This window comes from Blochmannia endosymbiont of Camponotus quercicola (genome assembly GCF_059935335.1).
This window is the reverse complement of sequence record NZ_CP011794.1, coordinates 105,443-117,085: the sequence shown is the minus strand read 5'-3', so window position 1 is coordinate 117,085 and position 11,643 is coordinate 105,443. Positions and strand designations below refer to the sequence as shown.

The 11,643-nt window shown below is 29.7% G+C and carries 10 protein-coding genes; 2 read left to right on the top strand and 8 right to left on the bottom strand.

Features of this window, described 5'->3' with window-relative positions:
- Positions 1-32 precede the first annotated feature (32 nt).
- The 5 genes from rlmE to rplU all read right to left on the bottom strand — a co-directional run bounded on the left by rlmE (position 33) and on the right by rplU (position 3,869).
- Positions 33-659, bottom strand: coding sequence for a 23S rRNA (uridine(2552)-2'-O)-methyltransferase RlmE (gene rlmE / locus CBquer539_RS00495; RefSeq protein ID WP_500836515.1), 627 nt, complete (start codon positions 657-659; stop codon positions 33-35).
- A 392-nt stretch (positions 660-1,051) separates the two neighbouring features.
- Positions 1,052-1,528 carry a transcription elongation factor GreA gene (greA, locus tag CBquer539_RS00490; protein ID WP_500836514.1) on the bottom strand — a complete coding sequence of 159 codons (477 nt, stop codon included), beginning with the start codon at positions 1,526-1,528 and terminating at the stop codon, positions 1,052-1,054.
- A 330-nt stretch (positions 1,529-1,858) separates the two neighbouring features.
- Complete coding sequence (gene obgE / locus CBquer539_RS00485; RefSeq protein ID WP_500836513.1) at positions 1,859-2,890, bottom strand: GTPase ObgE; 1,032 nt, start codon at positions 2,888-2,890, stop codon at positions 1,859-1,861.
- A gap of 377 nt (positions 2,891-3,267) precedes the next feature.
- On the bottom strand, positions 3,268-3,528 hold the full coding sequence (rpmA, locus tag CBquer539_RS00480; RefSeq protein WP_500836512.1) for a 50S ribosomal protein L27: 261 nt from the start codon (positions 3,526-3,528) through the stop codon (positions 3,268-3,270).
- 14 nt (positions 3,529-3,542) lie between these two features.
- Entirely contained in the window at positions 3,543-3,869 is a 327-nt protein-coding gene (gene rplU / locus CBquer539_RS00475; RefSeq protein ID WP_500836729.1) for a 50S ribosomal protein L21, read from the bottom strand.
- A 198-nt stretch (positions 3,870-4,067) separates the two neighbouring features.
- On the opposite strand from rplU, the gene ispB reads away from it, so the two are divergent.
- Together ispB and ppa are read left to right on the top strand one after the other, a co-directional pair.
- Entirely contained in the window at positions 4,068-5,039 is a 972-nt protein-coding gene (ispB, locus tag CBquer539_RS00470) for an octaprenyl diphosphate synthase (protein ID WP_500836511.1), read from the top strand.
- Between the two features lie 244 nt (positions 5,040-5,283).
- Complete coding sequence (ppa, locus tag CBquer539_RS00465) at positions 5,284-5,817, top strand: inorganic diphosphatase (protein WP_500836510.1); 534 nt, start codon at positions 5,284-5,286, stop codon at positions 5,815-5,817.
- Positions 5,818-5,888: 71 nt separating this feature from the next.
- Here ppa and tamB read toward each other — a convergent pair whose 3' ends face one another.
- From tamB to CBquer539_RS00450, 3 genes are read right to left on the bottom strand one after another with little or no spacing between them, the layout of a single operon-like run.
- Complete coding sequence (tamB, locus tag CBquer539_RS00460) at positions 5,889-9,725, bottom strand: autotransporter assembly complex protein TamB (RefSeq protein WP_500836509.1); 3,837 nt, start codon at positions 9,723-9,725, stop codon at positions 5,889-5,891.
- Positions 9,722-11,242 (bottom strand): autotransporter assembly complex protein TamA, encoded by a 1,521-nt coding sequence (locus CBquer539_RS00455; protein ID WP_500836508.1) that lies wholly within the window; start codon positions 11,240-11,242, stop codon positions 9,722-9,724. Before CBquer539_RS00455 ends, tamB begins: the two co-directional genes overlap by 4 nt.
- A gap of 46 nt (positions 11,243-11,288) precedes the next feature.
- Positions 11,289-11,474: a hypothetical protein gene (locus CBquer539_RS00450; RefSeq protein ID WP_500836507.1), complete on the bottom strand. Its 186-nt coding sequence runs from the start codon at positions 11,472-11,474 to the stop codon at positions 11,289-11,291.
- Between the last annotated feature and the right edge of the window lie 169 nt (positions 11,475-11,643).

Sequence of the window (11,643 nt, the reverse complement as noted above, 5' to 3'; positions counted from 1 at the left end):
AAATAATTTTAACATGCTACATTTCAATATACTTACTTACGTTCTTTCGCTACAATATAAACCTCACGAGAATGAGACCTAGAGGCATTTGGCTTACGAATTTTTACTATGTTAAATAAGGAACGCACATCACACAAGTATTTATCTAAACCCCTGCCTTGAAAAACTTTCACTAAAAAAGTGCCTCTACCCATTAAAACACTACGGCATATATCTAATGCCAAATTTCCAAGATATATAGATTGACTTACATCAATTATTGATATACCAGTTACATTAGGAGACATATCAGATAAAACAACATGAACCTTTTTCTGTCCTATCCATGAACACAATATTTTTAAAATATTAGGATCCGAGCAATCTCCTTTCAAAAAATTCACTCCAGGAATTCTATTCATAGACAATATATCGCACGCTATGATATGTCCTGTATTTCCTATTTTGTTTTTTGCATAAAGCGCCCAACCACCAGGTGCTGATCCTAAATCTACCACCGTCATACCAGTGGAAAACAACGCATCCGTGCGGTTTATTGAATCAAGTTTAAACCAAGACCGTGATCGCAGTTTCCGTCTTCGCGCTTCTCTCACATACTGGTCTTTGAGATATTTTCGTAGCCACCCTGACGAACGTATAGAACTCTTTCTATTTTCCATACCAGGTTACTTCTCAAATATTTATACATAAAAATAATAAACAACACTATGAAACAGCTATTGATTTTTATATTTCTTTCAATTTTACCTAAATAAAAATTTTTTGCATAAAACAGGTTAAATTTACGTATATATCTAATTAATATATTTCTCCAAACATTGTTAAATAACACGTATAAACGAATATATCTAATTCGAGCAGTTACATCAAAAAAACACACTAAAATTAAAATATAAACCTGCACCGGTTACAATATTGATCGCACCATACACTTATGCTAAAACGTTAAGTAATATAAGTTTGCGTTGTAAATAGAATTTAAATGTTTAATTTCATAATTACTATTCTATAAAAATTTTTTGAAAAAAATAAAATTTAAAAACATATTATATTAATCATATTCAATCTGGATTATTTTATATTTTATCTCGCCTTTTGGAGTATCAACTGTAATAACATCTCCTTTTTTATGACCGATTAACCCTCTAGCGATAGGGGAATTTACAGAAATCATGTGTTCTTTGAGGTTTGCCTCGTCATCCCCTACAATGCTATATGTTTTTCTATGTGTTGTATCTAAATTTTCAACACTAACTGTAGCACCAAAAACTACCTTATCACCCGTAGTTAATTTGGTAATATCTATGATATATGCGTTAGAAAGTTTAAACTCTATTTCCTGAATACGACCCTCACAAAATCCTTGTTGTTCACGAGCAGCATGATATTCAGCGTTTTCTTTTAAGTCTCCATGTTCACGTGCTTCAGAAATATTTTTTATAATTTCCGGGCGACGAATATTTTTTAAATAATCCAGCTCTTCTCTTAACTTTTCAGATCCACGTAAAGTCATTGGTATGCGATTCATATTTTACCTTCATCATATTGCGTATTCTTTAAACACAATAAAAACTCATCTATATACAATAAATGTGCTATAACCAAATATTACATATCTTTATCTTTTTAAATAATAAAAAATCATTATATCTAACTTTTAAAAGTTTGATCTACATATCTTCCTTATACATCCACACCATCTTATAAAGAACATTTGCTCTGTAAAAACATTACGAATTAGGAATGCCGCTTTATTAATATTTAAAGCTTAATAATATATTATGTGTATTATGCTAAAATATAAACAAAATCAGTTAATATTACTATCCTATTTTCTCATCTTACGTATATGTAATAGTTATCGTTCTTTGTTTTGAGTGTAACGAAGAATAAATTGCATAATGCTATCACACAGCGATAATACATTTGTATTACGTGTAGACGATATGGAATAATAGCGTCCTTTCCATTTTAAGGAACTAATAATATATGCAATCTTTTTTTCCGCCACATATTTATCCAACAAATCTATTTTATTAAATATTAACCAACAAGGTTTACAAATTAAATTTTTATTATAGTTATTCAATTCATGTTGAATAGTAATAATATTTTCTAATGGATCAGAGTTGTCCAAAGGCGCAATATCAATAAAATGTAATAATATTTGACAATGCTCTACATGTTTTAAAAACCGCATTCCTAATCCTAAACCATTAGAAGCACCTTTAATAATACCAGGAATATCTGCAATAACAAACCTATCATAATTATTAATCTGTACCACACCTAAACATGGCACCAATGTAGTGAATGGATAAGCTGCTACTTTTGGTTTAGCCGATGATATTACTCGAATAAAACTAGATTTCCCAGAATTAGGTAATCCAAATATTCCAACATTTGCTATTAGAAGTAATTCCAAGGATAAACGTTGCAATTCTCCCGCTGACCCATGCGTGTTATAAAGTTCCTTACGCCGCAAAAAAAATTTAAAATGACCATTTCCTAAACCATGACTCCCTCCTTTAGCTACCATTAACCGTTTTTGGTGATTACCCATGTCACCCAACAACTTATTTGTTTTTTGATAACTCACTCTAGTTCCCCACGGAACTCTCAAGATAAGATCTTGGCCTCTTTTACCGGTACAACCACGGCTGCGACCACATTGTCCGTGACCAGCTTTAAAAATACGATTAGAATGAAAATAACTTAAAGTATTGATGTTAGGATCTGCCAATAACCAAACATCTCCGCCATTGCCCCCATTACTACCGTTAGGTTTTTTCATAAAAGGAGCTCTCCTTCCTGTTTTTTTAAAACTTATACACCCATGCCCACCATTACCAGCAATAACTGTGATGTTAGTCATGTCGACAAACTTCATAATATACCTCTAACATATCGTCTATATTTTATGGTATATACAACTTATCATTTAATAATCTAGTGTAATGTTTTTAACAATCAATTCTTATTCCATACACTCTAAATCAGCATGTATCATGTATTTTACTTACTATGTCCATTATTTCCATATCTAATAATAATAATACAATAATCACTGTATCTTGATTAAGCTACATGAATATTTAATTTTATTTTTTAATATTTCTTGGATCCATAGAATATATTACACAGTTAAAACCTCAATACAATCATTTGTCGTAATCGTAAATATAATTGCAAATAACTTTGCATAGTAATTTCTTACTTTTATGAAATAAACAACTAACTATTCGGTAAGATTAACACATTACATTCTCATACATTAGCAACTATGCTAATGAACGTACGACGGAATGCCCCCCTTTTTTCAAACAAAACCTTTCCAGATTTTAAAGCAAAAAGAGTATAATCTCTCCCGCAACCTACATGCTTTCCTGGATGAAATGTATTGCCACGTTGACGCACGATAATAGTACCTGAAGATACAAATGTGCCTCCAAAACATTTAATTCCTAAACGCTTACTATGTGAGTCTCGACCATTACGAGTAGACCCCCCAGCTTTTTTATGTGCCATTTTATTCCCTATTGCTAATTATGTGGATCGTACTTACTTATACTTATGATTTTTATTGTTGTAAAACGCTGACGATGTCCTTGAAATTTACGAAAATGTTTACGACGACGAAATTTAATAATTTCTATCTTGCGATCAAGACTTTGAGCTACAATTTCTGCTATAATCTGCCCATCTTGTATAAAAGGACTCCCTATTTGAATATACTCATCGTGTTTAATCAGTAATACTTGATTAAAAACAACTTTATTACCAACATCAATATCCAGTCGTTCTACATGAATCAGTTGGCCTTCAATAACACGATACTGTTTGCTACCAGTTTGAAAAACTGCATACATAAATAATAATCCATCTTTTGTTTGTAATCTGATATTATTTCCATACATATTCTTATACATCAAAAAAAAATGTTTCTCAACACAATAATAAATTTTAAACGCATTCTCATACCTGTGACTTAACTTAACACAAATCATTGAACGTGCATAAAATAATATACAAATTATATCTGACATTTAATAGTTGTAATAATATCAATGGACATCGATCAAATCTCCAAATTAACTGCACAAGATATAGCGGATGTAAATGCAGAAATTCGCACACGATTATCATCTGATATTGCTTTAATCGATAAACTTGTTCAATATATTATTAATAGCGGTGGAAAACGAATTAGACCCATGATAGCGTTGCTAACCGCAAGAACGTTATGCTATAATAAGACACAACATGTTACTATTGCTACTCTAATAGAGTTTATTCATACTGCTACTTTATTACATGATGATGTAGTAGACAAATCACACATGAGACGCGGTAGAGTAACTACTAATGTAATTTTTGGTAATGCTGCTAGTGTATTAGTGGGAGATTTTATATATACACGAGCTTTTCAAATGATGACCGAATTAGAATCCTTACGAATATTATCTTTGATGGCAGATGCTGTTAATATAATTGCAGAAGGGGAAATACTACAATTAACAAATTGCAATGACCCAACCATTACTATTGATAGTTATATGAAGATTATTTATAATAAAACCGCTCGTTTATTTGAAGTAGCTTCTCAATCATCTGCCATTTTAGGTGGTGCTGATGCTTATCAAGAAGAAGCATTACGTAATTATGGACGATATGTGGGAATTGCATTCCAATTAGTTGATGATTTATTAGACTATAATGCTTCAAAAACAACATTTGGGAAAAATATTGGAAATGATTTGTATGAAGGAAAACCGACTCTTCCTTTGCTACACGCTATGCATCATGGCACCCCAAAACAAGCATCATTGATACGTCAAGCTATTAAACAAGGCAACAATCATCATTTGTTAGATATAATTTTAGGCACAATGCGTCAACATGGGTCATTAGAATACACTCGACAATGCGCTGAAACAGAAATTAACAAAGCTATTTCTTGTCTGAATATTTTACCTCCTTCTCCGTACCGGCAAGCATTAGCAGGTTTAGCAGCTTATATAATTCAAAGAATCTATTAGTTTTCACCTTTAAAATCACAAATATATTTAACGCCAAAAATTATATATACAATCATAGAAAATATGATTACGATATTTACTAAAAGTAATCCACTGTATCTTCATAGAATACGCAAATACCTTATTATTACGATTATAATATAAATAAAATAACATCCGTATTAATAAATGCATTGATAATAAAATATAGATAACATATAATCCATCTTTAAAACCTATTATTTATACATACATGGCGATATAAATGTATTTAAACCAAGTGCCAGCTGGCGAAAATATTCCAGAAGATATATATGTTATTATTGAAATTTCAGCTAATTCTGATCCAATTAAATATGAAATTGATAAAAAAACAGGAGTGATATTTGTTGATCGTTTCGTATCAACACCTATGTTTTACCCTTGTAATTACGGCTATATTAATGATACTTTATCACTAGATGGAGACCCAGTAGATGTGTTAGTACCGACTCCATATCCTTTAAACTCAGGTTGTGTAATACGTTGCCGTCCTATAGGTATACTTAATATGAATGATGAATCTGGAGAAGACTCTAAAATAATCGCAGTACCTCATAATAAAATATCAACACAATACTCACTAATACAAGATATAAATGACTTTCCAAACTTATTACGTAACCAAATCAATCATTTTTTTGAAAATTACAAAGATTTAGACCCTGAAAAATGGGCAAAAATAAAAAGTTGGGGCAATGTTGATACTGCTAAACTAGAAATTTCAAATGCTTTTGAACGTTTTAAAAAAAATATATAACATATAAATTATACTTTATGCTGAATTTATACACTGCGAAGAAACTTAACTTGTATATCAATATAAACAAGTTAAAAATTAAATTTATGTAATACATCAACCGCTTGATTTCTTCCAGATGTAACCTCTAGGTAAAATTGTGACCACAAACAATAACGCATGGTTATTGTTGTCAATAAATCAAAAATACTAACTCCATATTTAATTTGTAAACCAGGAGCAATGTATCCGCTTAGCGCAACCAACGGCTCGGTACCAATATCTTGAGTGTTTAATGTCAAGTCTTGAACACCAAATACCTTGCCTATTTTATTAATAAATTTTTCACTGTTTCTAACACTTGCTCCAATTAACAAAGATGTTACTATGTTCGTATCTGTATTAAAAAATGTTACATTTCTACTGCCACCCAATACATAAGATATCACTTTTTTTGAAGAGAGAGATGACAAATTAGAGAAAGTTTCTATTTTTGACTGACCAAAAATACCAGTAATCCGTACACCAACTATACTTCCATCTTTAATACTAGAAGGATCACAAATTGCTTCAATATCAATATATGGTTGATTTATCGCTCCAGAAAATAGTAATTGTCCCTTTTTTATTATTAAATCTTGCCCATATACTTGAAAACGACCAGAGGGTATACCGATATACCCTGTCAATACTAAGTAATTTTTGTTGTATCCAATTTCTAAATTACCTCTTAATTTCATGCATAAACCCAATCCGTTAAAACTTACATCATCACCAAGATATACATTAACATTAGAAGATACAGAAACAGACAAATTTTTAGAACTATCTAAAATCGGTTTAAAATTGTCATCTAGCAAAATTTCTTCTGAAGAAATCCTTACTATGTCTTTTGAATATTGCTTAACTTCAATATGAGCCCAAGGGATTTCTATATTACCTTGTATATGAATATTTTCTGAAGTAATCTTACAAGTAATATCAGGAGATATTTTCATTTTTATTTCTGGAGACACACAACAATTAACTTGGTTTCCTCGTATTTTTAACAATGCATATATATTATTAGTAGAATCAAAATTAATAATATCACCATTTAAATACAACCTGCATCCGTCATCTGTATCTATTGTTCCATTTAACACCGCATGGTCTCCACAGAATCTTACAAATAATTGGCCATTTTTTACAAAAAATGGTGTGTCAGGTTTATTAACATTAAAACCTTTTAGTTGAGCTACGCCATACATTTTAAAGTGATGTTGATGTTTACAAAAATGAATGTTTAAATCTAATAATCCATTTACCGGTTCTTTTAATGAAATCAATGAATTATAAAAAGGGGCTAACGAAATATTTTTAATCTGTACACATCCTATTATTTTAGATATATTGTGTAACACAGTTATTTTAAATGATCCATGGTTTTGATCATCATTACCAATATTCATAAACCACTGTAAATATGAAGTATTTTTCGTTAATACAATTTTTGTAGTTATGTTTTTTATCTCAATAGGAGCGACTCCTACCTCCTCAATAGAAGACATTGCTTTAAGTTGTTTTCCTATAAAAGAAATTCTACCTCTAGGTAATAACCGTCCTAATGTCCAATGACAATTCATACAATATACATAAGCAGTATGTATTTCTATTAATTTTGGCAATAAAATTTTTAAAGAAACCACGTTACAATTTTTAAATAAATCATTCATTTTGTTCAATATGCTTGTCTTTAAAATTTTAGAAACAGGAATTACACAATCAATAATTTTCCAATAATGTGAATCTACGATAATTTTTCGTGTTAAATATTGATAAGTAAGGACAATATCTTGCATCAATTTCCATGTTCCTATTGCAGTGGTAATACTTGTTTTATCAATTCTACTATGCCAAATTTTATGAAAAAGATCTAAATTACCACAAAGTTTTACTGTCCCAGACAACATGTCGCCGTAAGCCATAAAATTTAAATAATGTTGTGTAATATTACCTTGACCTTGTATAATTAACCGACGTAACTCTAAAACCCCATACTTTATCTTATCTACTTGAAAAAAAAATTTACTTTGTGTAACAGCATCATAACAAATATCACCATTTACTATTATCTTATCGATATCAAAGTTCTTATCGCGCCAATACAAGGAATGTGCATCAATACTCAACAACAATCTAGGATATCTAATAGGCCCATACAATTTAAATTTCCCGTATACTCTGCCATTTAATCCAGGTATGATTGCATTGCAATCTGGCGCTGAAAGCCTAATATTAAAAATAGAATCTTTTTTTAAGTTTAAGTCTTCTTGTATCTCTAATACGTTAGATCCCCATTTAATTAATAATGTAGGTATTTTTAATTTACCAATAGAATCTCTATATAATGCACCTGTACACGAGATACTATTATTTTCTATGCACCCATTAAGATTTAAGTCAGATACTGTTATATCCCAAGCATTAGGACATACATGCCCTTGAGTGGTGATACTACCTGACAATGTTATAGGACGTTTTAACCATTTTTGAAAAAAATTAATCTTATTTAATACAAATACACTATGCCAACTAATCACGCTATCCCAGTTAACAACTCCTTGCATATCAAGAGATTCTTCTAACGCAATTATGCTTAATTTAGAAATAGAACAACTATTAACATCTCCTTGAGCGTTCATAACTATGTATATTGGTGGAAATTTAACGCTACTTAATTGCGATGTTACTTGAAGATAATAATTTTTTATTCTACCATTTAAACACAAATTAATCTTTTCTACTGAATAATCATCCTGTCCTAATAAATAAAGTGGTATTTTCCTTCCAACCACAGATATATTTACGAACGTACCAAATTGCATGATCTTAGTTTTTAATAATACATGTATTGTCGATATAACACCTAAAAAATCAAAACAAAGACATATCTCGTTATATAATTCTCCTGAAACAACTAATTGTATCTTACTGGCATCATTCTGTTCTATATTGACAGAACTGTTACTAACATCAGTAGCATACACAGTACAATTGGCTGTTATATTTATTGGATAATACTCTTTAAGTATTACGTTACCTATTGCATCAAGATATCCACATGGTAATTTAACGTGCAATTTTATATTTGCAGCTTGGTTATATAAATATGTCTGTAAACAAAAATGATTAATAACATAATAATTATTGTTATTATCAAAAATATAAAAATTATCTCCTTTTATATCTTTTAAATCTAAATTTATAGGAATATTGAAAACAGGTAATGTTATTAATAATTTCTTAGATAATGATTTTAAAAAATACTTTATGTTCCATTTATTACTATACCGACACATATCTGTTACATTGGTTTTTATATTCGATACATTTACATCAAAAATCTTTAAAACTGCGCCCTTAATATTTATAGGTGAAACTGTCAAAAAATTATCTTGAAATATTAATTCAGTATCTAATTTCATTAATTTAAATAATGCATTATTTAAATTAATATGAATATTATGCAATACTGCATTTTTCAATATTATGGGAAACGGAATAGAAAACACATTATCTGTTTTTACTCTTTTATATTTTTTATGTTCTTGTTTTATCACATCGTTTTTTTTTGTTTTTATATAAACATTTTCCAAAAAAAGATTATTAATATATATTTTTTTATTCCATATATGTTTTAAGTTTAAAAAAATATTACATTTACCAATATCAATTATACCTATCGACGTTTCATATACTACATGAGTTATATTGAAATTACCCCAACTCCCAGAAACAGAATCAAATGCTAATCCAGGAATACAATATGTGATGCCTGTAAGAGTTATATATGTTCCTGCGTTAGTACCTAATAAAAACATAAAAATTCCACATATTATTGATATCCATGACAATAAAATAACACAGATTTTATTTATAAAAATCATAAATCTGGTCCTAAATTAACGTATAAATATACAGATCGATGATTTATATTACTTCTATGCACCAATGGCGTTGCCACATCGAATTTAATAGAACCTATTGGTAATTGCCAGCGTACTCCAATACCTATACCAGATTTAAAATGCTTCCATTTGACATCATTAGTGATCTCTCCTGCATCTATAAAAATAACTCCCCACCATTTACTCATCATATTATATTGATATTCGAACGCAGCAGTGATCAGTTTAGTAGCGACTTCCATAAAATGTTCAGGATTATTATCACAAGGATATGAAGATGTATATTTACATCCACGAATACCGTTATCTACGCTGGAAAAGAATCGCAACATTAAACCAACAAATGGAAAATTATTAGTCTCTATCCAACTTAAATTTCCACGAACTAAAAAACGATGCTTTTTCAATAATGTTCGAATCCAAATATTTTGTGCTTGCACGGTAATAAAATTAACATCTGATTTCCAACAATCGTTAGATATATTTATTGAGTAACGTTGACTATCTCCCCAATATGGCGTTACATCACCACGTTTTCGAACACGATATATGCTTACCCCTGGATAAATTAACATTATATTTTTAGTTATATAATTATTAGAATAATAATGATTAAAATACCAGTGCACATTAATTGAACGTTGCCACTTATGGGAACAATTCCAGTAACGAGCCATATTTATAGTCACAATACTAGACTGAATATTATATGTATCCCCATGTATTAACCCTCCTTGCAACAAATAATATTGTTCTAATGGATTAATAAAAAGTGGAATTCTATAACTTAAATCTATAACTTGCTCTGACATAGATAAACTTAAATTACTTTCTAAACTATGTCCATGCGCATTAATCCATGGTTTTTTCCAAATTATCTTAGTTCTTGGACCTGTATCTATAGTATAACCAGATCCAGTCTCAAAATTATTTTTTGGACAAGGATAAAACAAAATATCTAATATTATTTTTTTTTGTTGACGACGTATGTAATCTGAAGATATAGATACTGATTCAAACCAATTAGTAGAAGAAAGACGGCGATTTAATTCCATAATAGATGTAACACTGTAATATTCTCCCGAGTGTATATTAGATATATTTTTTAAATAACTTTCCTTAATTTGGCTGCCATGAAATTTAATTTCTTCAAAAACATAACGATGGCCGCTATAAAAATTTATATTCCAAATACTTTGACAACGAGAAGGTATAACAATAAGTTGACTATTTTGGAATTTAGCATCAAAATATCCTTTGAATAAAGCTAAATTGTACAGTTTATTTTTACACTGTTCATAATCGTCATGATTTAATCTTTTTCCGATAAAAGATTTGCTGTATTTTATTATTTGTTGATAATCGACATCTTCGCTGCCATCTCCTTGTATGAACACATTTACTTCAGTAACTATTATTGGGACCCCAGGTTCAACTTTAACAACTAGTAGATCAGAATCTCTATTTAAAGACTTAACAGAGGGATAAAAAATCAACGTGGGCGCATAATAACCTAATGGACGCAATCCAGCTCTAATGGCATTATCTATTTTTTTTTAAATCTGCATCCATATTCTTTATATTGACATTGTTGATATGTACATCAGATAATTTTTTACGTACATTATAATCTAATTCACTATTTAGTCCTTCTACTCTTAAAATAACACCGCTATTACATATTAGAGGTATAACAAAACAAATTATCAAGCCTAATAACCTAGGCATTGTATATTTTCTAAAATCCCTGAACATATATCAAATCCTGACTATATTAAAAATTTTTTAAATGAAAGCATATAATACATCATTCATTTATTACAAAACGTGTACATAAATACATCTGTACGAACATCTGTATTTATTACCATCTATTACATGTAATAGATGCAGTCAC

What these genes read in the sequence shown, in the direction of transcription:
- ispB (WP_500836511.1), top strand. Translation starts at nt 4,068, where the DNA reads ATGGACATCGATCAAATCTCCAAATTAACTGCACAAGATATAGCGGAT.
- rpmA (WP_500836512.1), bottom strand. Translation starts at nt 3,528, where the DNA reads ATGGCACATAAAAAAGCTGGGGGGTCTACTCGTAATGGTCGAGACTCA.
- rlmE (WP_500836515.1), bottom strand. Translation starts at nt 659, where the DNA reads ATGGAAAATAGAAAGAGTTCTATACGTTCGTCAGGGTGGCTACGAAAA.
- greA (WP_500836514.1), bottom strand. Translation starts at nt 1,528, where the DNA reads ATGAATCGCATACCAATGACTTTACGTGGATCTGAAAAGTTAAGAGAA.
- CBquer539_RS00450 (WP_500836507.1), bottom strand. Translation starts at nt 11,474, where the DNA reads ATGCCTAGGTTATTAGGCTTGATAATTTGTTTTGTTATACCTCTAATA.
- rplU (WP_500836729.1), bottom strand. Translation starts at nt 3,869, where the DNA reads ATGTATGCAGTTTTTCAAACTGGTAGCAAACAGTATCGTGTTATTGAA.
- ppa (WP_500836510.1), top strand. Translation starts at nt 5,284, where the DNA reads ATGTATTTAAACCAAGTGCCAGCTGGCGAAAATATTCCAGAAGATATA.
- obgE (WP_500836513.1), bottom strand. Translation starts at nt 2,890, where the DNA reads ATGAAGTTTGTCGACATGACTAACATCACAGTTATTGCTGGTAATGGT.
- tamB (WP_500836509.1), bottom strand. Translation starts at nt 9,725, where the DNA reads ATGATTTTTATAAATAAAATCTGTGTTATTTTATTGTCATGGATATCA.